The following is a 21,925-nucleotide window of genomic DNA, read 5'->3' as shown; positions in this document are numbered from 1 at the left end:
GCTCCCCCATCGCGCTACCCGCTCTGCATCGTCGCCGGGCTAGTTTAGACCCGTGGCACTTCCCAATTTGACCCGTGACCAAGCCCTCGAACGCGCCGCCCTGATCACCGTCGACAGGTACCGCATCAGCCTCGACCTGACCGACGGCAACGGCAGGCCGGGCGAGCGCACCTTCCGGTCGACGACGACGGTGGAGTTCGAGGCACTGCCGGGTGCTGACACCTTCATCGACATCGCCGCAGACGCTGTTCATCGCGCCACCCTCAACGGCCGCGAGCTCGACGTGTCCGGCTACGACGAGTCGACTGGGATCGCGCTGACCGGGCTGGACCGGCACAACGTCGTCGTCGTCGACGCCGACTGCCGCTACTCCAACACCGGCGAGGGCCTGCACCGTTTCGTCGACCCTGTCGACGACGAGGTGTACCTGTACTCGCAGTTCGAAACCGCCGACGCCAAGCGCATGTTCGCCTGCTTTGACCAACCCGACATCAAGGCCGCCTTCGACGTGTCGGTGCGGGCACCCGACCACTGGCACGTCATCTCCAACGCGGCTCCTCTCAGCGTCGAGGACGGTGTCCGCACGTTTGCCACTACCCCGCGGATGAGCACTTACCTGGTTGCACTGATCGCCGGACCTTACACCCGGTGGACCGACACCTACATCGACGAGCATGGCGAGATCCCGCTGGGCATCTTCTGCCGGGCCACATTGGCCGAATACATGGATGCAGAGCGACTGTTCACCCAAACAAAGCAAGGATTCGCTTTCTACCACAAGCACTTTGGTGTGCCCTATGCATTCGGCAAGTACGATCAATTGTTCGTGCCCGAATTCAACGCCGGCGCAATGGAAAACGCGGGTGCGGTGACCTTTATCGAGGACTACGTCTTCCGCAGCAAGGTCACTCGCGCGTCCTACGAGCGTCGCGCCGAGACGGTGCTGCACGAAATGGCGCACATGTGGTTCGGTGATTTAGTCACCATGCGGTGGTGGGACGACCTGTGGCTCAACGAGTCGTTCGCCACCTTCGCCTCGGTGCTATGCCAGAGCGAGGCCACCGAGTTCACCGAAGCCTGGACCTCATTCGCCAACGCCGAGAAGTCGTGGGCCTACCGGCAGGATCAGCTGCCCTCGACGCATCCGGTGGCCGCCGACATCCCCGACCTGGCCGCGGTCGAGGTCAACTTCGACGGGATCACCTACGCCAAGGGCGCCAGCGTGCTCAAACAGCTGGTGGCCTACGTGGGACGCGATAACTTCATGGCCGGGCTGCGCGATTACTTCAAAACGCACGCCTTTGGCAATGCGACGTTCGACGATCTGCTGGCGGCGCTCGAAAAGGCATCTGGCCGCGACCTTTCCGACTGGGGCCGGCAGTGGCTGAAAACCACCGGGCTGAACACCCTGCGGGCCGACTTCGACGTCGACGCCGAAGGTCGGTTCACCCGGTTCGCGATTCAGCAGAGCGGCGCAGCGCCCGGTGCCGGTGAAACGCGCGTACATCGACTGGCGGTTGGGCTATACGACGACGACGGTACCGGCAAACTCGTGCGGGTACACCGCGAAGAATTCGACGTCACTGGTCCATCGACAGAAGTGCAAGCACTGCAAGGTGTTTCGCGTGGCCAGTTGGTGCTGGTCAACGACGACGATCTGACCTATTGCTCGCTGCGGCTTGACCAGCACTCGTTGCAGACCGCGCTGGAGCGCATCGCCGATATCGCCGAGCCGCTGCCCCGTACGCTGGTGTGGTCGGCGGCCTGGGAGATGACCCGCAACGCCGAATTCAAGGCCCGCGATTTCGTGGCGCTGGTCTCGGGCGGAGTCCAGGCCGAAACCGAGATCGGGGTGGCCCAACGGCTGTTGCAACAGGCGCAGACCGCACTGGGCTCCTACGCCGAGCCGGTTTGGGCTCGCGAGCACGGTTGGCCGGCGTTCGGGGACCGGCTGCTGGAGCTGGCCCGTACCGCCGAGCCCGGATCGGATCGCCAGCTGGCCTACGTCAACGCGCTGTGCGCTTCGGTGCTATCCGAGCGGCACACCCAGGTGTTGTCGCGGTTGCTGGACACCGATCCGGCCGAGCTGGGGCTGAGAGGTCTGGCGGTGGACACCGATCTGCGGTGGCGCATTGTGGCGGCGCTGGCCGCCGCGGGCGTCGTCGACGCCGACGGGCCGGAGACCCCGTTCATCGACGCCGAGGTGCAGCGCGACCCGACGGCGGCCGGGAAGCGCAACGGCGCCAAGGCTTCAGCGGCGCGGCCGCAACTGCGTGTCAAGGAAGACGCCTGGAACAAGGTGATCGAGGACGACACGCTGCCCAACGTTGTCGGACGGTCGATCATCGCCGGGATCACCGCGCCCGGTCAGGCCGAGCTGCTCAAGCCGTTCACCCCGCGCTACTTCGCGGCCATATCCGGGGTGTGGGCACGGCGGTCCAGTGAAGTCGCACAAACGGTGGTGATCGGTCTGTATCCGTCCTGGGACATCAGCGACGACGGGCTGGCCGCCGCCGATGACTTCCTGGCCGACCCCGACGTGCCTCCGCCGTTGCGCCGACTGGTGCTGGAGGGCCGCGCGGAGGTGGAGCGCGCGCTGAACGCCCGCCGACTCGACGGCTCGGGAACGGCCTGACCCACGAGCGGGGCCGCTTGCGGCCATGCGGTCAGCTAGATCGGCGAGATCCCCGCGCTGAGCACTCGGACCGCACTGACCAGCCCGTCGATCAGGTTGCCCTCTTTGAACGCCGACGCGGCGGCCGCCACGGCCGATGGCGCCGCCGATTCGGCACCGCGGCCGCGCACCTGGGCGCCGTAAACCACCTCGATCGCATGCTGGTCAGGCGAAACGGCTACCAGTACCGCGTTGTTGGGGGTCGGAACGTTCGCCAGGATCTCGCGGGCGCGCGCTGCGGTGTCGCTGCCCAGATCGCCGATGTAGACGGCCAGCCGCGCCTTGGCTGCCCGCGACCCGTAGGTCAGCGCGTCGTCAAGCGTGACAAGGTCTTTGATCGGAAACGGGTAGTGCACCGAGACATCGCCCGGCTCGGTGACGCCGGAAATTCTTCCGCTGGCGGTGATGACCCACCCGTTCGGCAGTTGGGCGGGTGCGATTGTCGCGACTTCACCACCGGCCACTGGCGCCACCCCCCACGCTGAACTCCGAGTTGCCGTGTCCGTGGCGGCCGCCGACGTCCTCGTCGGTGGCGGCCCACAGGATCGGGGGATGCGTCCACGGCTCCGACAACTTGTACGTCGCCGGATGCGGTCCCCGTCGTGACCAGATCAGCGCGGCCAGCACGGCCACCAGCAACAGGGGGATTCCCAGGAAGTAGAGGTGGATCTCCATCACGCTCACGACGCACACGGTATCCCATCGTGGGGTTGCCCGGCTCCGCCCCGACGCGTTGCCCCGCTGAGTCGACGACGGGCTAGGCCGCGCCCTCGCCGAGGTATCGCGCCCACGCGGGGTCGAGTTCTTTGACTGTCGACAGCAGTCGCCAGTGCTGTCCCTTCGGCGGGGTCGGCGCCAGGCGCAGCGTCCAGCCGAGCTCGTCGAGCAGCTTGTCGCCCTTGCGGTGGTTGCAGGTCGAGCAGCAGGCCACGCAGTTCTCCCAGGAGTGGTCGCCGCCGCGGCTGCGCGGCACCACGTGGTCGACGGTGTCGGCCTTGGACCCGCAGTAGGCGCAACAGAACCGGTCGCGGTGCATCAGCGCGGCCCTGGTCAGCGGGATGCGAGCCCGGTACGGCACCCGGACGTACGAGCGCAGCCGGATCACCGACGGCGCGACAATCGACCTGGTCGCGGAGTGGATGACCGGCCCGGCCGGGTCATCGTGCACGACGTCGGCTTTGCCGCAGATCAGCATGATGATCGCCCGGCGCAGCGGCAACGCCGTCAGCGGTTCGTAGGTCGAGTTCAGTAACAGCACACGACGGCGCGTCCAGAAAGAGGCGCCGTCGTGGGGACTGGGCGGACGGGCGTCGACGCTGCGCAGGCATGAGCCGGCCGCTGGCCCGGTTAGCCGTGCCGCGGCCGCAGAACTGCGGTGGCTGCGGCGTTTCGTGCGCTGCGCCATAGGTCCTCCGCCGAACAGTCCACCATGATTCGCCCCCGATCGCACGCCAATTCGGGCTGTGTGCCCTGGTCAAAAGGTGAACATCAGGTGCCCGCGGGTGATCCGGCGGACACGGGGTGCCGTCGTGCCGCAGGTGATGCCCCACAATGGAAGCGATGGAACCGGTGCAACAGTCCTTCTACGACGCCGTCGGCGGCGCGGAAACGTTCCACGCGATCGTGTCGCGGTTCTACCAGCTGGTCGCCGAGGACGAGATCCTGCGCCCGGTATATCCGGAAGAGGACCTTTCGGGTGCCGAGGAGCGATTGCGGATGTTCCTCGAGCAGTACTGGGGTGGCCCGCGAACGTACTCCGAACGGCGCGGCCATCCCCGGTTACGGATGCGCCATATGCCATTTCGGATCTCCCCGCTTGAGCGCGACGCCTGGCTGCGATGCATGCACACCGCCGTCGCCTCCATCGACGCGCAGACCCTGGACGACGAGCACCGCAAGGAATTGCTCGACTATCTGGAAATGGCGGCCCACTCCCTGGTCAACTCACCGTTCTGATGGGTCGCGGTGGTGGCCGCGCGTGGTGGTCGCATGCGGTGTTTTACCAGGTGTATCCGCGATCCTTCGCCGACAGCAACGGCGACGGCGTCGGCGACCTGGACGGAGTGGTGGCCCGCCTCGAGTATTTGACCCTGCTCGGCGTCGACGCCATCTGGCTCAACCCGGTCACCGTTTCACCCATGGCCGACCACGGCTATGACGTCGCCGATCCCCGTGATGTCGACCCGCTGTTCGGCGGCATGGCCGCGCTCGAGCGGCTGATCGCCGGCGCGCACCGGCACCAGATCAAGATCACCATGGACCTGGTGCCCAACCACACCAGTTCGCAGCACCCGTGGTTTCAGGCCGCGCTGGCGGCGAAGCCTGGCAGCGCCGCGCGGAATCGCTACATCTTCCGCGACGGCCGTGGACCCGGCGGATCGATGCCGCCGAACAACTGGGAGTCGGTTTTTGGTGGACCGGCCTGGACCCGGGTTACCGAGCGGGACGGCACCCCGGGCCAGTGGTACCTGCACCTGTTCGACGCCGCTCAGCCAGATCTCAATTGGGACAACCCTGAGGTTTTCGACGACCTGGAGAAGACGCTGCGTTTCTGGCTGGAACGCGGTGTGGACGGCTTTCGCATCGACGTCGCACACGGGATGGCCAAACCCCCCGGCCTGCCGGACATGAAGGCCAAAGGCAACCGGCTGCTGCGCCACCGGGACGACGACCCGCGGTTCAACCACGCCGGCGTGCATGCGATTCACCGCCACATCCGCCGGATCGTCGATGACTATCCCGGCGCGGTCACGATCGGCGAAATCTGGGTGGATGACAACGCCCGCTGGGCCGAATACCTGCGGCCCGACGAGCTACATCTTGGTTTCAACTTCCGGTTGGCCAAGGCTGAGTTCGATGCCCACGACATCCGCGACGCGGTCGACAACACGTTGGCCGCTGCGGCGATCGAAGACGCTCCCCCGACGTGGACGCTGGCCAACCACGACGTCGGACGGGAGGTCACCCGCTACGGCGGCGGGGCAGTCGGGCTGCAGCGGGCGCGAGCCATGGCGATGGTGATGCTCGCCTTGCCGGGCACCGCGTTCCTCTACAACGGCCAGGAGCTGGGCCTGTCCGACGTGGAGTTGCCCGACGAGGTGCTGCAGGACCCGACCTGGGAGCGCTCGGGGCATACCGAACGTGGCCGCGACGGCTGCCGGGTGCCGATACCGTGGAGCGGCGATGCCCCTCCGTTCGGGTTTTCCGCTTGCTCTGACACCTGGCTGCCGATGCCGCCTGAATGGGCGGCGGTAACCGTCGAAAAACAGCTTCGCGATCCCGCCTCGACGCTGTCGTTCTTCCGGCGCGCGGTTGAATTACGGCGCACGCGTGCTGAATTCGACGGTGACCGCATCGATTGGCTGCCCGCGCCGCGCGAGGCGCTGATTTTTCGGCGCGGTGGCGGCTTGATTTGTGCGCTGAACGCCGGCGATCGCTTGCTGACCCTGCCCGACGGCGAGCTGCTGCTTGCCAGTACGGACTTGGCCAACGGGAAACTGCCGCCGAACGCCGCAGCCTGGCTGGTGTAGTGCGCCGCGAGGCCGACCGATGCGATATCAAGTTCTTGAATCGGGCCGGCTTGGTCTCCCGCAGCACTCCCGGGGAGTCGAGGCGCTAGCGGGCCGAATGGCGGTGTTCCGATGCGACCCGATGCCGACCAACTACGCTCACGTTCGGCGCTGGGAGACACTGACGTCGTGACCGATCTTTCCGTTTTTGCCGAGCTGTTGTCGAGAGACCGCGGGTTGTGTGTCTTTGCCACCTTGCGCAATGACGCCAGTATTCAGGCGTCGGTGGTCAACGCCGGCGTCTTGCCCCACCCACTGACGAAGGCAGACGTCGTCGGGTTGGTGGCTATCGGTGGCTCACTGAAGCTGCGCAACTTGCGCACCGATTCTCGGGCGACGATCGTCGCCCGCGCCGGCTGGCAATGGGCTACCGTCGAGGGCCACGCCGAGATAATCGGTCCGGACGACCCACACGCCGATGTCGATGACGAAGCCCTGCGGATCTTGTTGCGCAACATCTTTCAAGCCGCGGGTGGCAGCCACGACGATTGGACCACCTACGACCGGGTGATGGCTGAGGAGCGGCGAGCCGCCGTACTGATCACCCCGAGCCGAATCTATACCAATCCGGACAACGGCTAGCCTTGTGTTCGGCCGCTCCTCAGGCATGCAACCACCTGATGTGGCGTGGTGGTCAACGGGTGAATTGACCGGCAAACGCGACGCTGTAGCCTTGACCCACAGTTCGGGAAAGGGTTGCGATGTATGTCAACACCGGATTGCTGCACTCGGGAGCCGACGATTCCCACCGGGCAGGCCGGCACGCGGACGACGGGGCCAATCACCTGGCCGGGACAACACCGGTGCGCGGGATGTTCGGCGACTTCGCCGCGGCATATGCGTTTTGTGTAGCGGTCACCGACGCGCACACCCATCACACGGCCAGACTGCGAGCCCACCAACAGACCCTGACCGACATCGGCGGAAAGGCCCGCGCAGTCGCAGCTGATTTCACCGAAATGGAGAAGAACAACGCCGCAACGCTGCGAGCGGTGCAATGCAGCTCCAAAATATAAGTCTCGGCAAGCTGATCACCGCGGCCGGGGGAGATCCTTGGGCGGTCAACAACAGCATCCAAAGCGGCCGTCCGGAGCAGATTGCAGATTTGGCGCAGGCTTTTCACAATGCGGGCCAGTGCACGACCGAGTCCAGGAATGCGTTCGCCGATGCGCGCAGCCGCTTTGAGGCGTCCTGGAACCGGGAAACCGGTGAGCATCCGATCAACGACTCCGCCGAATACAGCGGGTTACATCCTCGCTGGGTGTGCAGGCGGCCCAATTACCGAGGATCGGGGCGGATCTGGAGAATGTCGCCGCCACACTGGCTGAAACGCAGCGAACGTGCGGCGTGCTTATTGCGGGCCTGGAGCGTCAACTCGAAGATATCGACAGGCAACTCGGTGAGGCCTACGCACTCGAACGCAGCGGTCAGCTGTCTGCGCACGACCTACAGGTTCTCGATCGGCACATCTCGGATCTCGAACACCTAGCGATCGATGACACCAGGGACACCCTCATCCGAATACAGTCGATCCGCAATGGCTACTCGGACTACCTGCAGAGGTCGCAAACCAACCTGCGAACGGATGGGTACGACCCCGCTGGGATCCAAGCGCTCGACGCACCGGAATCCCCAGCGAAACCCGACGACCAGAACCCACCGCATGATGACCGCCGCGACATTCAAGATGCGCTGTCTAAGCCGCTGCCGGAGGACCCCAACCAACTTCACGACTTGTGGATGGAGCTCACTCCGGAGGAGCGGGATTGGCTTTATCGGCATGACCATTTGCTCGGAAACCATGACGGGCTGCCGGCTGTGGACCGCGACCGTTACAATCGGCTGACGCTGGGCGAGGAATTGGCGCAGGCCCAAGCCGCCGCCACGCAGGCCGAAGCGTTGAAAGCCCAGCATCCGGATTGGGCGCAGGGCAAAACATCCCCCCACCCAATGAGCCAGGTGCGATCTTCCAAGAGCGGCTCGATTATGAAGCGTGGCAACGCCGTTACGATGCGGACCGAACCGGCGCCAAGAACCTCGCCGACCTGCAGGCGGTTGATAAAGCTGTAAAAGACAACCCTGATCGCAAGCTGCTGGTGTTGGACACCCACACCGGGCTTCAAACACATGCCGCCATCGCCGTCGGTGACGACTGAGATTACAAGTGCGGCAACGAATATAATCCCGTCGATAACATGGGAAACACCCCACGAGGGCTCAACCGGAAATTGTGAGCACCCCTACGAGCAAACCGACGGAAAGAGGTACTTTTTGCCGGATCAAGTTGCCGTTCGCGTGCCGCTCTCCGAATCGGATTGGGCGAAGGTTCTTGAAGCCGCCAAAGAAGCCGCCGCCAAGATCGGCGCCACCAATGTTCAGGTGATGCAGGATCAACCCGGCAATCACGACGTGTGGTTCTCCGGTCCCACTGGAATCTTCATCAAAATTGGATACCGGGGTAATCTCGTCGTTTCCGGCTACACCGGCTGCCGCTTACCGCGCGCCAAAAAGTAGCAACGTGATCGTCTTGCGGCGCTTTGTATCCGTTCATCCTCCGTGTTCCAAACACTTGACGAGGCGGAATATGCGGTGTGACCACCAGCGCGCGCCCGCTGCTGCCAGTGCGCACGGACGTGGGCCTACCCGGGTCGCCCAAGCCTCGGTTGAGGTTGGGCATCTGTCGCCGAATGTGCTGCGAACGCGTTCAGCGCGGGCTTCAGGGCACGCCTATACACCCGTCGCATTGGGCAAAAACCCCGGGGTGCGGATCGCGCTGCCAGCGGCCGCGGCTGGGACGATCGCCACGTAGAAAACCGCCTCCCGAAACTCCCAGGGTGCGTGGCACCTGTGCGATCGCCTCGCTAAACGACTCGCGCTGACGGTCGTCTTGCAGGCAGCGCCAACGAATCTTGTGTCGGACCACCCCGAGCATTTTCGCCGTAACCGATGTCGCGCCGGCAGGTCCTCACCCGCTCTTGCACCCAGGGTGCAGAGCAGCCCACACGAGCACGCCTGCCGCTATTTCGTCGGCCGTGACCACGTGCACGTCACAACTGGCCGTTTAAAACCGAAGAACCACCAAACCTCACCGCAACACCAGCGCCGGGTCGCCGCGACGCCGATACACCGACCCGAATCGAGCGTCGATTCGTAGCCAGGACGGCAGAATACGCACTCGTACGATCTCGTCCGTGTCAACTGCATCCGGGGACTGCGGCAGGAAACCCATTGCAGTCAAAGTAAACACACAGCGCATCGGGATACCGACGCTGACGTCGGCCGAGCTGACTGCGACAACCTCCTGGTCAAGCAGCGAGACCGGCGGGCCGTGGGAGCTGCCGTGATCCTTGGCGAGGCGTGCGCCGCGCTGCGCCAAATCCAGCATCACCCGGGCCGGTACGTCATCAAGATGGGTGAAGCCCGACTCCGGCGGCAACGCCCCCCGCCATGCCGAGTCCATCGGAAAACCGGGATCGACATAGCCGGAGCTATCCATCGCAGCGAGGCCTCGCGCCAATTGGTCTGCGGCAGCGGACAAATCCTCGGGGCGCACGATGCCGGCTACTACCCGGCTGGCCAGAACATCGAAACCGGTTGCCACCCAAGCCGTCAACAAACCTCCCGGGCGAGCTCGAAGACGGATGACGGCAGCCTCGTCGAGGCGCAACGCGCGGTCGACGAAAGTGGCCAAATCTTTGCGGTGCGCCGGGTCGGTTAGCCAGAGTCCCCGCTCAGTTAGCGCAACCACCGTTGCAGGTACTCCCGTTGACGTGGCGAAAGACGCACCAGCCGTTGTTGATCAATATGAACCGCCGCCAGCTGCGTCTCGGCGATCACAGCAGGTTTCGACTCAGGCGCTGCGTTGACCGAGCGTACCTCGTAGCCGAGCGTGAAGTCGACCGCGCGTAGCCGCTTCACCCATATGGTCACCTGCAGCGGCGAATCGACCAACCGCAACTGACCTTTGTAGCTAACCCGCACATCGGCGATCAGCAGACCGACTGTGGTGATATTGGCGCCGAAAGGCTCTCGCAAAAACGGGACACGCGCCTCCTCAAGGATCGTCACCATGGTCGCGTGGTTGATGTGTTGATACATGTCGATGTCCGACCAACGCACTGGGACGGCCGCGACGAATCCGGTGCTCACCCAGACGATCCTCGTCCACTGGTACGCGTCATGCGGCGGATCTGCCGCGCAGCCACCGATAGTGCGGCCAAATCCTTTGCTCCGCTCTCATAAATCTCGGTCAGTGTCCGGCGGGCGCGCTCCACCCTGGAGGCGCTGGTGTGTTCCCATTCGGCAATCTTCTCTTCGCCGCTCTCGTCGGGCTCGCCCACTTCGAGCACATCGAAGCACAACGCGCGCAGCGAAGCATAAATGTCGTCCCGAATCGCTAAGCGCGCCAGGGATTGCCAGCGATCATCCCGTGGAAGCGCCGACACCGCGGTCAGCAGACCGTCGGTTCCGAGACGGTCCATCAGCGCGAAATAGGTGTCGGCGACCTCGGCGGGATCGCGGTCCACGATGTCGGCGATGTCGATGATGTCGAGCAGGCTGTAGCGATACAGCCCGGTTGCGACCATGTACGCCAACTCCTCGGGTGCGCCCTGTGACGCGAACTCTGCGGCTTCCTTTTCCACGATCGCCTTGTCGTCGCCACGCAACCACTCCGACATCCGCGGTGTCAGCTCTTGCACCTTCTTCCCGAATCGGTTGATCTCAGCGCCGACGGCCAGCGGTTGCGGACGGTAGTTGAGCAACCAGCGTCCGGCGCGGTCGATCAAGCGCCGGGTGTCCAGCGTCATCCGGTCCGAGGTGGCAACCGGCACGTCTGCGGCGCGGATCTGCCGCCACAGCTTCTCTATCCCGAAGATGGCATCGGTGGCCACGTACGTGCGTACCGCATCGACCGGCTTCACCCCGACGTCTTCGGTGATCCGGTAGGCGTAGGTGATACCGGCCGCCTCGACCAGTTCGTTGACCAGCATCGTGGTTACGATTTCACGGCGTAACTGATGCGAGCGGATCTCAGAGCCAAAACGGTCGCGCAGCACGGAGGGGAAGTACTGCGGCAACCGGGCAGCGAACACCTCTTGGTCGGGCAGATCGCTGGCCAGCACCTCGTCTTTGAGCGCCAGCTTGACGTGTGCCATCAAGGTCGCAAGCTCGGGTGAGGTGAGGCCGATGCCGGTCTCGGCGCGCCGGCGAATCTCCTTTTCCGATGGCAGCGCCTCGAGTTCGCGGCTTAGACCACGTTCGGCGACAAGCTGTTTGATCTGGCGCGCGTGCACATTGAGCAGGCTGGCAGCGTTGGCCCGGCTGGTGCCCATCAGGTCGTTTTGGTCGGCGTTGTCGGTGAGCACCAACTCGGCTACTTCGTCGGTCATCGACTCAAGCAGGCGGCTGCGCTCTTCGGGCTTGACCTTGCCCGCGGTGATCAGCGAGTCGACCAGGATCTTGATGTTGACCTCGTGGTCCGAGCAGTCCACGCCGGCCGAATTGTCCAGCGCGTCGGTGTTGATCCGTCCGCCGCACAGGTCGAACTCGACGCGGCCCCGCGCGGTGACACCGAGATTGCCTCCTTCTGCAATGACCTTGGCCCGTACCTGGTTTGCGTTGACCCGCACCGCGTCGTTGGCACGATCGCCGACGTCGACGTCATTTTCTGTTTCCGCCTTGATATAGGTGCCGATACCGCCGTTGAACAACAGATCGACCGGCGCCCGCAGAATCGCGCGGATTAGATTCGGCGGCGTCATCTCGCTGACGTCGTCGTCGATGCCCAGCGCGGTGCGCAGCTGGTCGCTGATCGGGATGGCTTTCTGTTCGCGGCTGTACACCCCGCCGCCAGTGCTGATCCGCGACCTGTCATAGTCGTCCCAGCTGGAACGCGGCAGCTCGAACAGCCGCCGCCGTTCCTCCCAGGAACTGGCGGCGTCGGGATCCGGGTCGACAAAGATGTGTCGGTGATCGAAGGCAGCCACCAGCCGAATGTGCTTGGACAGCAACATGCCATTGCCGAACACATCACCACTCATGTCGCCGATGCCGACGACGGTGAAGTCCTGGCTTTGGGTGTCGACACCCAACTCCCGGAAATGTCGTTTCACCGATTCCCAAGTGCCCCGGGCGGTGATGCCCATCGCCTTGTGGTCGTAGCCGACCGAACCGCCGGAGGCGAACGCGTCGCCAAGCCAGAACCCGTAGGATCTGGCGACGTCGTTGGCGATATCGGAGAAGGTGGCGGTACCCTTGTCGGCCGCCACCACCAGGTAGGCGTCGTCGCCGTCGCGTCGCACCACCCCTGGCGGGGGGCTGACCTTGCCGCTGGTGTGGTCGACGTTGTCGGTGACATCGAGCAACCCGGAGATGAACAGCTTGTAGCACGCAATGCCTTCGTTGCGGATGGCGTCGCGGTCGGCAGCGGCATCGCCGGTGCTCAGCGGGGGTTGCTTGACGACGAAGCCGCCCTTGGCGCCGACGGGCACGATGACGGCGTTCTTGACTGCTTGTGCCTTGACCAGACCGAGGATTTCGGTGCGGAAGTCTTCGCGGCGATCCGACCAGCGCAGTCCACCGCGCGCCACATGGCCGAATCTCAGATGCACGCCTTCGAGGCGGGGGGAATAGACGAAGATTTCAAACTTCGGCCGCGGCTCCGGCAGCTCACCGATCAACTGGGCGTCCAGTTTCAGCACCAGCACATCCTGGCTGCGGGCTGAACCGACGCGCTTCACAAAGTAATTGGTGCGCAGCGTCGCTTGGATCAGCGACGCGAATGCTCGCAACACACGATCGGTGTCCAGGCTCACCAGCGCGTCGATATCAGCGGTCACCGCGGCGGCGGCTGCTTGCGCGTCGCGGGTTTTCCGCGAGCCGGACGGGTCGGGGTCGAACAGCGCTTCGAACAGCGCGACCAACGCACCTGCGGTGTGCGGGTTTTCGTTGAGCACGGATTCGATATGCGATTGGCTATAGGGAAATCCCGCTTGCCGCAGGTATTTGGCGTAGCTGCGCAGTACCGTGACTTGTTGCCAGGTCAGCCCCGCACGCAGCACCAGCTCGTTGAACCGGTCAATCTCGACACGGCCCTGCCAGATCGCGGCGACCGCATCAGAGAACCGCTGCGCAGTAGCCTCTCGCTCGGGGCCCGGCGGCGCCAGCGGTACGGTCGGTTGCGGAGTGATCTTGAACTGGTAGATCCACACCGCTAGTCCGTCGGGCCGGGTGACGGTGAACGGCCGCTCCTCGAGCACCACCACGCCCATGGATTGCAGCATTGGAAGCAGCTGACTCAACGATGCCGTACGGCCACCCAGATACCATGTCAGCCGCGCAGTGTCGTCATAGTCGTGTTCTGACAACACCAGTTTGACCGAATCGTCGGTCAGCTCGTCGATGACGGTGATGTCGTTGATGGCGTCGTTCGGGGTGACGGCCTGCTTGTAGGACTCGGGGAACGCCGCCGCATAGTGCTCGGCTTGAAGCTGCCCGATGGCGCCGGTCGCGGCTGCACCGATCAGCCGGTCGGACCAGGTGCGGGCGGCCTCGGTCAGCAGCGCTTGGACGCGGACCCGTTTGGACTCCGACGTGTCGACCGAATGCCCGTCCTCTGTCAGCCAGACCATGAAATGCAGTAGTGCCCAAGGTGATTCGGTGACACGCGCAGTGAATTCGAGGCTGGCCCCACCGAATTCACGCACCAAAATTTCCTCGATCTGCAAGCGCACCGCCGTGGTGTAGCGATCACGAGGCAGATAAACCAGGCAAGACACGAAACGCCCGAGCGGGTCGGCACGCAGAAACAGCAGCGCCTGCCGCTGTGATCCAAGGTCCACCACGGCTTTGGCGATCGACAGCAGTTGCTCAGCGCTCAGCGCGAAAAGCTCCGAACGCGGGATGGTCTGGATGACGTCGAGCAGCAGCTGCCCCGGATGGCTCGGGTCGCGGTCGGCCAGTGCGAGCGCGTCACGGACCCTGCTCGAGATCATGGGGATACCCAGCACGTCGGCGTTCATCGCGGCGACGGTGAAAAGCCCAACGAAGCGGTGCTCGAAGACGCTGCCTTCGGCGTTTTCACGGACCGCGACGACATACGGATAAGCGCCGAAACGAAGGTAGCTCGCGGCGGTGGTCTGCGCCCAGCCCAGCAGTTTGGTGTCGTCCGTCAGCCGGGGGCGCGACCCTTTGCGCCGGCGCAGCACACCCAGGCTGCTGGTCGACTCGTCGCCGTAGACCCGCCCGTCATGCACGGGGCAACGCTGGTAGCCGAGCAGCATGAAATTTCCGTCGGTCAGCCACCGCAACAGCGCCGCCACATCCTGTCTGTCTGGTCCCTCGTAGTGTCCGTTGCGGTTGGTGTCGACGTCGTCGGCCAGTTCGTTAAGCGTGGCGATCATCGCTGCGGCGTCCGTGGCGACTTGCCGGACATCGGCGAGGACACCGGGGAGCAGACGTTCGGCTTCGGCGAGAGCGTTTCGGTCGACCGACGGGGACAGCTGGACGTGAATCCAGGTCTCTTCGACGCTTTCGGTGGCACCGGTTGGCGGCTCGACGCTCAGCAGGTCTCCGCTCAAGCTGCGACGCACCTCGAATACCGGGTTCATGATCGCCAGGTAAGCCACGCCGAGCCGATGTAATAGCACCGTGACGGAATCCATCAGCATGGTTCCGTGGTCGGTCACCACTTGCAGCGCCGGACCGAACCCGGCCGGGTCGTCTGCGCCGTACACCGCGACCCGGCTTTCGCCCGCGGGGCGGTGCCGCCCAAGCCGGTAGTGCGCGCTCAGCAGGCCGGCTGTGACGGCCTCCACGGGCTGCTCAGCGGCACCGAGTCCGGCTGACGACGGCGTGCCGGCGTCGGGGGGTTTGTCGCTGTGCGGGCCGCGGTAGCTGTCAGCGTAGGCCTTCCTGATCCAGTCCGGGATGTCCTCGTCGCGGGTGAACTTGGTCCAGTCGACGCCGCCGTGGAGGCTGGTAGCCGGTGGATCGATCCTCATGCCGACTGCTCCTGCCTCAGCACCCATGCCAGCGCTGATGCAGCCGACATTAGTCGCGGGTCAGCCGCCGGTGGGTCACTCGGTGCGGTCGGGCGGCCTCGATGCCGAGCCGTTCGATTTTGTTCTCCTCGTAGGCGCCGAAGTTGCCCTCGAACCAGAACCACTTCGCCTCGTTGTCGGCGTCGCCTTCCCAGGCCAGGATGTGCGTGCAGGTGCGGTCGAGGAACCAGCGATCGTGGGAAATGACGACGGCGCAGCCGGGAAAGTTCACCAGGGCGTTTTCCAGCGAGCCGAGGGTCTCGACGTCGAGGTCGTTGGTCGGCTCATCGAGCAGGATCAAGTTGCCACCCTGCTTGAGCGTGAGCGCCAGATTCAGCCTGTTGCGTTCGCCACCGGAGAGCACACCGGCCGGCTTCTGTTGGTCAGGCCCTTTGAACCCGAACGCCGAGACGTAGGCGCGCGACGGCATGACGTTGTGACCGACTTCGAGGTGGTCAAGCCCGTCGGAGACGACCTCCCAGACCGTCTTGTTGGGATCAATGCCCGCCCGGTCCTGGTCGACATAGCTGATTTTGACGCTCTCGCCGACCTTGACCGTGCCGCTGTCGGGTTGCTCGAGCCCCACGATTGTCTTGAACAGCGTGGTTTTACCGACACCGTTCGGGCCGATGACGCCAACGATGCCGTTGCGGGGCAGGCTGAAGGACAGATCCTTGATCAGGGTGCGTCCCTGGTAGCCCTTGTCGAGGTGGTCCACCTCCACGACCAGCGTGCCCAACCGGGGTCCGGCCGGGATCTGGATCTCTTCGAAGTCGAGCTTGCGGGTCTTTTCCGCCTCGGCGGCCATCTCCTCGTAGCGCTGCAAGCGCGCCTTGCTCTTGGCCTGTCGGGCCTTGGCCCCGGACCGGACCCAGGCCAACTCTTCTTGCAGCCGTTTTTGCAGCTTGGCGTCCTTGCGGCCCTGGACCGCGAGCCGCTCGGCCTTTTTCTCCAGATAGGTGGAGTAGTTCCCCTCATAGGGGTAGGCGCGGCCGCGATCGAGCTCCAGGATCCATTCGGCGACGTTGTCGAGGAAGTAGCGGTCATGGGTAACGGCCAAGATTGCACCGTGGTAGGCGGCCAAGTGCTGTTCGAGCCACTGCACGCTTTCGGCGTCGAGATGGTTGGTCGGCTCGTCAAGCAGCAGCAAGTCCGGTTTGCTCAGCAGCAGCTTGCACAACGCCACCCGGCGGCGCTCGCCGCCGGATAGGTGGGTGACCGGTTCGTCAGGCGGCGGGCAGCGCAGCGCGTCCATCGCCTGCTCGAGCTGCGAGTCGATGTCCCAGGCGTCAGCGTGATCGAGCTCCTCTTGCAGCCTGCCCATCTCTTCCATCAGCTCGTCGGAGTAGTCGCTGGCCATCAGCTCGGCGACCTCGTTGAAGCGGTCGAGTTTGGCCTTCAGGTCACCCAAGCCTTCCTCGACGTTGCCGCGGACGGTCTTCTCCTCGTTCAGCGGCGGCTCCTGCTCCAAGATGCCCACTGTGGCACCCGTGGCCAGGAAGGCGTCACCGTTATTCGGCTTGTCCAGGCCGGCCATGATCCGCAAGACGCTCGACTTGCCCGCGCCATTCGGTCCGACGACGCCGATCTTGGCTCCCGGCAGAAAGTTCAGCGTGACGTCGTCCAGGATGACTTTGTCGCCGTGCGCCTTGCGGACCTTCCTCATCGTGTAGATGAATTCAGCCATGCAGCAGTGTTGCCTCTCTGGTCTTGGGAAGGTTGCCCGCAGCCCATCGTAGGCAACGGCCGGCACCACTCGGTTGTCACGTGGTGACCCGCTGCGACCGGGCGCGCCGGTGCGATCGCTAAGCCGTCATTGGCAGCCCCGCCGCGTCGTCGCCGTGGTCCGCCTGATCCGGGTCGACGGCTTCGACGTCGGCTCGCGGTGTTGGGTCCGTGTCGGCGGCAACCGTCTTCTCCACCCGCGCGATGCAACGGGAAAGGTCGGGGCCGACAGCGGTGGCGCGCATCTCCACCGCCGAGCGCCGATTGCCGTCGCGGTCCTCGTACTCGCTGGTGTAGACGTGCCCCACCACGATCACCGCCGAGCCCTTGCGCAATGATGCGCCCACGCCGGAGACCAGCTTGCCCCAGCAGTTGACGGTGACGAATAGCGAGTTGCCGGCCTCCCATGTGCCGTCGGCGCCGCGGCGGCGCGAGTTGCTCGCCACCCGAAATTTCATTACCTCGTGGTTGCCCACCTCCCGACGTATCGGGTCGTTAACGATGTTTCCGACCACGGTCAGCGGCGTTTCAAACATTGCACTCATTCCTTTCCCGGTTTCGGCGGCGCCGTCGGTGGCGATCCAGCCGGTGGCGCTCTCATTGAGCCCGCAACACCCGACAATCCGGTCGATGCCGGCCACCGAGTGGGCCGCGGTTGTGGAACAAGCGGCGACTGGGGATAACCGGTCCCGTTAACCCGCCGGCAGAGCAGTCGATTCTCAGCTGGGTCGCCGGATGTCGGCACGCCGCGGCAGCCGTCTGAAACCACGCGGTTGGCGCCTTGCTGGGGGCGCGCCGTTGACCACGGCTTAAGGTCGCGTGGCGTCGCGGCGGGCCAGCTCCGCCAGCATCGCGTTATAGGCGGCCAGCTCAGCGTCGTCGTCGCGTTCGGCCGCCCGGTCCAGCCGCTGGGCCGTCCGCTGATCGCTGCGCGTCCACTGGACCAGCAACGCGATCATCACTATCACCAGCGGTATTTCCCCTGCCCCCCAGGCGATCGCCCCGCCCAGTCGCTGATCGCCGAGCAGATCGGCATGCCAGCCCAAATGCAGTGAGCGATAGAACGTTTCACCAAGGACGTTCCGCGTGCTCATCAGCACCACGCCGAAGAATGCGTGCAGCGGTAACGATGCGAACATCACCGCAACTTTGGCCAGCGCCGGGATCGGCCGCGGCGTCGGGTCAACGCCGATCACCACCCAGTAGAACAGGTAGCCGCTGAGCAGAAAATGTGCGTTCATTGCAAGGTGGCCGAAATGGCTGCCGGCCGCGGCGTCGAATATGCCGCCGAAGTACAGGCCGTAAAAACCCGACACGAACACCACCGCCGCCACCACGGGGTTGGTCACTAACCGGGCCGGCCGGCTGTGCAGCGCAGCCAGCAGCCACTCGCGCGGACCCGGCGGCTCGTCGTGACCGGCAGGGGGCAGCGCCCGCAGTGCGAGGGTGACCGGGGCGCCCAGGACCAGCAGGATCGGCGCCAGCATGGACAACAGCATGTGGGCGGCCATATGCATGCTGAACATGACCGGCATGTAGCGGCCGACCCCCGACGAGGTGGCGAACAGCATTACCCCGCAACCCAGCAGCCAGGCCGAAGTCCGCCCGCGCGGCCAGTGGTCGCCGCGGCGACGCAACCGCAGCATCGCGGCCACGTACACCGCGGCCAGCACCAGCGCCGACGTCCCGAAGATCAGGTCGAAGCGCCAGTCGAACAGCACCCGCACCACGGTCGGTGGCCCGGCGAAGTCGTAGCCGATCTTCACGTCGGGGATCGACGGATTGACGATCGGCGGTGGTGGTGGCGGGGTGCGGCCCAGCCCGACGGCGACGCCGAATGTCACGCCGAACACCGCGGCCTCGAACAGTGCCAATCGGATTAATGCGCGCCGCGAACCCGGATCTGCCTGCAGCGCAGCGACTCCGTGCGTCGCTGCCGCCAGCCGGCCACACCGAGCACGCACAGCGCGACGATCTTGGCGATCACCAACCGGCCGTAGGCGGTGCCCAGCACATCGGACGGTAAGACCCGCACCAGGGAGTTGACCACGCCGCTGAGCGCCATCGCGGCGAAACACCACAACGCGACGGCGGAGAACCGCCGCCCGGCCACATCGGTGTGCTCGCCCCCGCGGATGGCGTGCACCAGCAACGCCAGCAGGCCACCGGCCCACAGAGCGCCCGCGACAAGATGAATGAGCAGACTGTTGGTGGCCAGGTCATGCGAACCGCCCGCTGATGAGTGGCCGGTCAGTCCGAGCGGAATCAGCGTCACCAGTGAACCGACCAGCAGCAGCGGCGTCCACGACCAGCGCAGCACCGCCAGACTCGCCACCATCACCGCCGCCGCCAGCAAAGCGGTCCACCGCCACGCGGACGCGGTATTGACCAGACTCGCCAACGACCACAGCCTCGCGGGGTTGAGGTGTGCCGCGACCGGTTGACCTGAGACATCGGAAATTGTCAGTGGCACCAGCAACGCCGCACACACCGCCCATACCGCCGACCCGACCGTGCCGAGGCGAAGCGCACGGTATCCGGGCGCATCGAGCACACCGTTGGGTTGCGGAGGCACGAAGAATGCCGCGAACATAAACGCCCCGACCGCCAGCGCCGCCGCGACCTCACCGATGGCGCGCACCACCGGCAACCCCAGCGTGGTCGATGGACCCGGGTCGGGTAACCCGGTCGCGGTCAACGCATCCGCGAGCGACAACGCCGAGATTCCGGCGGCGGTGCCGCCGGCCAGCGCCGCGACCCCGACCAGCAGCGGCCACGGCATTGTGCGCCGCCGGCTCGTGGCCGGCACATCGGTCATGGGTATAGCCTATGGCGCTGGCGAAATGCCTGTTAGCGAGCTTGGCTGCCGGCTTGCCGCGCCTGACGGGCCTCGATTTCGCGAGCGACGAACCGGTGGCGGGCGATCTGCTCGACATGGTTGAAGTCACGCAGGATATCGCGGAGTTCTTGCCGGAACGCATTGCGGCGTGCGGCCAAGTCCGGACCGGGCTCGATCAGGTGCTGGTCGGCGGCGACTTGGCGCGCGGTGGCAAACAACAGCGTGGACACCGGCTCGCTGCTGCGGACTCGTCCCTGGGCCACGTATTGGCGCCCCACGCCAAGAGCCAACTGCGTCAACTCCTTGGCGCCGATATCCGCTGGGGCATCACGCAATACATCGGCGACAATTTCGTACGCCTCGAAGAAGACTCGCAGCATCGCATCAGATATCAGCGGTCGTTTGGCATACAAAATCGAGTCGATCTCGTCGCCGCCCGCCGCGAGGTGGGCCTCCCAATCCTGGTGCCACGCCATCTCTTCGGCAATGTTGTCCCGAAATGTGGCTGAATCGGCGAAGTAGAAGTCGAACTTCAGCAGATCGCGCAACCGCATCGCTTGCGACCAGAACGCCGCTACCCTAATGGGAACCGATCAGCGCGCCGTTGACTAGGTAATGGCCTGGATCGGGGAGGCTGGTCACCGAGCCGCCGGTAGGTGAGCACTGGCTCACCCGGGAGTGTGTTCGTCGATTCCTAGCGATAGATCGTGCCCCTGCCGGTTGGTGAGGGTCGCCTGTAGCGCTGATGGGGTGTCGTGCCGTTCGAGCACTGAATCCATTAGGTCGCCGCCGGGTGTCCCTTGGGCTCAATGGGAAACAGCAAGACTTCGGACAAAGGAGGCGATTTCACTGATCTTCATTGGAGACGACTGGGCCGAAGACCACCACGACATTTACCTGATGAACACCGACGGCGCTCGGCTGGCCTCGCGGCGACTGCCCGAAGGACTCGCCGGTATCCGCGGGTTCCACGAGCTGGTGGCCACCCACGCTGAAGAACCCGGCCACGTCGTGGTCGGCATCGAAACCGACCGCGGCTTATGGGTCGAGGCGCTGACCGCGGCCGGCTACCAGGTGTATGCGGTCAACCCGCTCGCAGTGGCCCGCTACCGCGACCGCCACCACGTCTCCGGGGCGAAATCTGATGCCGGCGACGCCAAGCTACTGGCCGATCTGGTGCGCACCGATCGGCACAATCACCGCATGGTCGCGGGTGACACCCCCATTGCCGAAGCGGTCAAGGTATTGGCACGCGGACACCAAAACCTGATCTGGGCCCGTATTCGACAGACCAACGCGCTGCGCAGCGCTTTGCGTGAGTATTACCCGGCGGCACTGGAGGCATTCGACGACCTGTCAGACCGTGATGCCCTTGCCATTTTGGGCCGCGCTCCAACTCCCGCTGAAGCCGCACATCTGAGCCTGTCAAAAATCCGTTCGGCCCTCAAAGCCGCTGGGCGCCAACGTAACCTCGACACCCGCGCCCAACAGATCGCAGCCCTGCTGCGCACCGAACAGCTCACCGCCCCCGCCGCGGTCACCGCAGCCTTCGGAGCGACCACCCGCGCCGCGGTGGGCATCATCGTCGAACTCAACTGCCAGATCGCCGAGCTCGAAACCGAACTGGCCGCACATTTTGAGAAACACCCGGACGCCGACATCTACCTCTCCCTGCCAGGACTCGGTGTTGTGCTCGGCGCCCGGGTGCTCGGTGAGTTCGGGGATGACCCGAACCGCTACACCGACGCCAAGTCTCGCAAGAACTACGCCGGAACGTCACCCTTGACCGTAGCCTCAGGCAAGAAACGCGCCGTGCTGGCCCGCCACGTTCGCAACCGCCGCCTGTATGACGCGATCGACCAATGGGCGTTCTGCGCCCTATCAACCAGCCCCGGCGCACGCTCCTACTACGACCATCGCCGCGCCGCAGGAGACCTGCACCACCAAGCACTACGCGCCCTGGGCAACCGCCTCGTCGGCATCCTCCACGGCTGCCTACGACACCGCACCATCTACAACGAACACAAGGCCTGGGCACACCGCCAAACCACCCACGACACCCAAGCCGCTTGACAAC

15 protein-coding genes and 3 pseudogenes are annotated in these 21,925 nt (G+C 65.0%); 8 read left to right on the top strand and 10 right to left on the bottom strand.

Going from position 1 to position 21,925, the window contains the following annotated elements; translation table 11 throughout:
- Positions 1-52: 52 nt before the first annotated feature.
- The gene (gene pepN / locus MHEC_RS08570; protein ID WP_048893030.1) at positions 53-2,635 is read left to right on the top strand and encodes an aminopeptidase N; all 2,583 of its coding nucleotides are present in this window, start codon (positions 53-55) and stop codon (positions 2,633-2,635) included.
- A 35-nt stretch (positions 2,636-2,670) separates the two neighbouring features.
- Here pepN and MHEC_RS08565 read toward each other — a convergent pair whose 3' ends face one another.
- From MHEC_RS08565 to MHEC_RS08555, 3 genes are all read right to left on the bottom strand, one after another.
- A complete protein-coding gene (locus MHEC_RS08565) occupies positions 2,671-3,138 on the bottom strand; it encodes a DUF5130 domain-containing protein (protein WP_048893031.1) in 468 nt (155 codons plus the stop codon).
- Entirely contained in the window at positions 3,125-3,349 is a 225-nt protein-coding gene (gene ctaJ, locus MHEC_RS08560; RefSeq protein ID WP_048893032.1) for an aa3-type cytochrome oxidase subunit CtaJ, read from the bottom strand. Before ctaJ ends, MHEC_RS08565 begins: the two co-directional genes overlap by 14 nt.
- A gap of 82 nt (positions 3,350-3,431) precedes the next feature.
- The gene (locus MHEC_RS08555; RefSeq protein WP_048893033.1) at positions 3,432-4,079 is read right to left on the bottom strand and encodes an HNH endonuclease; all 648 of its coding nucleotides are present in this window, start codon (positions 4,077-4,079) and stop codon (positions 3,432-3,434) included.
- 164 nt (positions 4,080-4,243) lie between these two features.
- On the opposite strand from MHEC_RS08555, the gene MHEC_RS08550 reads away from it, so the two are divergent.
- From MHEC_RS08550 to MHEC_RS08525, 6 genes and pseudogenes are all read left to right on the top strand, one after another.
- Positions 4,244-4,630 carry a globin gene (locus tag MHEC_RS08550; protein ID WP_160315066.1) on the top strand — a complete coding sequence of 129 codons (387 nt, stop codon included), beginning with the start codon at positions 4,244-4,246 and terminating at the stop codon, positions 4,628-4,630.
- Positions 4,513-6,204, top strand: a complete 1,692-nt coding sequence (locus MHEC_RS08545; RefSeq protein ID WP_372507342.1) for a glycoside hydrolase family 13 protein — start codon at positions 4,513-4,515, stop codon at positions 6,202-6,204. The genes MHEC_RS08550 and MHEC_RS08545 overlap by 118 nt, the downstream gene beginning before the upstream one ends.
- 168 nt (positions 6,205-6,372) lie before the next feature.
- A complete protein-coding gene (locus tag MHEC_RS08540; RefSeq protein ID WP_048893047.1) occupies positions 6,373-6,825 on the top strand; it encodes a TIGR03618 family F420-dependent PPOX class oxidoreductase in 453 nt (150 codons plus the stop codon).
- 119 nt (positions 6,826-6,944) lie between these two features.
- On the top strand, positions 6,945-7,259 hold the full coding sequence (locus MHEC_RS08535; protein ID WP_048893035.1) for a DUF2563 family protein: 315 nt from the start codon (positions 6,945-6,947) through the stop codon (positions 7,257-7,259).
- Positions 7,241-8,313 (top strand): annotated as a pseudogene (locus MHEC_RS08530) (putative alpha/beta hydrolase). Before MHEC_RS08535 ends, MHEC_RS08530 begins: the two are co-directional and overlap by 19 nt.
- A gap of 57 nt (positions 8,314-8,370) precedes the next feature.
- Positions 8,371-8,757: an LppA family lipoprotein gene (locus MHEC_RS08525; protein ID WP_071700496.1), complete on the top strand. Its 387-nt coding sequence runs from the start codon at positions 8,371-8,373 to the stop codon at positions 8,755-8,757.
- Between the two features lie 571 nt (positions 8,758-9,328).
- Here the strand turns inward: MHEC_RS08525 and MHEC_RS08520 are convergent.
- The 7 genes and pseudogenes from MHEC_RS08520 to MHEC_RS08490 all read right to left on the bottom strand — a co-directional run.
- Entirely contained in the window at positions 9,329-9,991 is a 663-nt protein-coding gene (locus tag MHEC_RS08520) for a hypothetical protein (protein WP_048893037.1), read from the bottom strand.
- Positions 9,979-10,392: an acyl-CoA thioesterase gene (locus tag MHEC_RS08515; RefSeq protein ID WP_048893038.1), complete on the bottom strand. Its 414-nt coding sequence runs from the start codon at positions 10,390-10,392 to the stop codon at positions 9,979-9,981. Before MHEC_RS08515 ends, MHEC_RS08520 begins: the two co-directional genes overlap by 13 nt.
- Positions 10,389-15,245, bottom strand: a complete 4,857-nt coding sequence (locus tag MHEC_RS08510) for an NAD-glutamate dehydrogenase (RefSeq protein WP_048893039.1) — start codon at positions 15,243-15,245, stop codon at positions 10,389-10,391. Before MHEC_RS08510 ends, MHEC_RS08515 begins: the two co-directional genes overlap by 4 nt.
- Before the next feature lie 49 nt (positions 15,246-15,294).
- Positions 15,295-16,971 carry an energy-dependent translational throttle protein EttA gene (gene ettA / locus MHEC_RS08505; RefSeq protein ID WP_048893040.1) on the bottom strand — a complete coding sequence of 559 codons (1,677 nt, stop codon included), beginning with the start codon at positions 16,969-16,971 and terminating at the stop codon, positions 15,295-15,297.
- Positions 16,972-17,089: 118 nt separating this feature from the next.
- Positions 17,090-17,545 carry a single-stranded DNA-binding protein gene (gene ssb, locus MHEC_RS08500; protein WP_048893048.1) on the bottom strand — a complete coding sequence of 152 codons (456 nt, stop codon included), beginning with the start codon at positions 17,543-17,545 and terminating at the stop codon, positions 17,090-17,092.
- 273 nt (positions 17,546-17,818) lie between these two features.
- Positions 17,819-19,827 (bottom strand): annotated as a pseudogene (locus tag MHEC_RS08495) (cytochrome c oxidase assembly protein).
- A gap of 32 nt (positions 19,828-19,859) precedes the next feature.
- A pseudogene (locus MHEC_RS08490) lies at positions 19,860-20,429 on the bottom strand (glycerol-3-phosphate 1-O-acyltransferase); the annotation flags it as partial.
- Between the two features lie 268 nt (positions 20,430-20,697).
- On the opposite strand from MHEC_RS08490, the gene MHEC_RS08485 reads away from it, so the two are divergent.
- The gene (locus MHEC_RS08485) at positions 20,698-21,921 is read left to right on the top strand and encodes an IS110 family RNA-guided transposase (protein ID WP_048893892.1); all 1,224 of its coding nucleotides are present in this window, start codon (positions 20,698-20,700) and stop codon (positions 21,919-21,921) included.
- The last annotated feature ends 4 nt before the right edge of the window (positions 21,922-21,925 follow it).

The organism is Mycobacterium heckeshornense (genome assembly GCF_016592155.1).
In the GTDB taxonomy this organism is placed as follows: domain Bacteria; phylum Actinomycetota; class Actinomycetes; order Mycobacteriales; family Mycobacteriaceae; genus Mycobacterium; species Mycobacterium heckeshornense.
Note: the sequence above shows the minus strand (reverse complement) of the source record. Positions and strands in the feature narration are given on the sequence as shown.

Bases quoted from the DNA above. Each gene is read 5' to 3' on its own strand.
- ctaJ (WP_048893032.1), bottom strand. From the start codon at position 3,349: ATGGAGATCCACCTCTACTTCCTGGGAATCCCCCTGTTGCTGGTGGCC.
- MHEC_RS08555 (WP_048893033.1), bottom strand. From the start codon at position 4,079: ATGGCGCAGCGCACGAAACGCCGCAGCCACCGCAGTTCTGCGGCCGCG.
- MHEC_RS08545 (WP_372507342.1), top strand. From the start codon at position 4,513: ATGCATGCACACCGCCGTCGCCTCCATCGACGCGCAGACCCTGGACGA.
- MHEC_RS08535 (WP_048893035.1), top strand. From the start codon at position 6,945: ATGTATGTCAACACCGGATTGCTGCACTCGGGAGCCGACGATTCCCAC.
- MHEC_RS08525 (WP_071700496.1), top strand. From the start codon at position 8,371: ATGCCGCCATCGCCGTCGGTGACGACTGAGATTACAAGTGCGGCAACG.
- MHEC_RS08510 (WP_048893039.1), bottom strand. From the start codon at position 15,245: ATGAGGATCGATCCACCGGCTACCAGCCTCCACGGCGGCGTCGACTGG.
- ettA (WP_048893040.1), bottom strand. From the start codon at position 16,971: ATGGCTGAATTCATCTACACGATGAGGAAGGTCCGCAAGGCGCACGGC.
- ssb (WP_048893048.1), bottom strand. From the start codon at position 17,545: ATGTTTGAAACGCCGCTGACCGTGGTCGGAAACATCGTTAACGACCCG.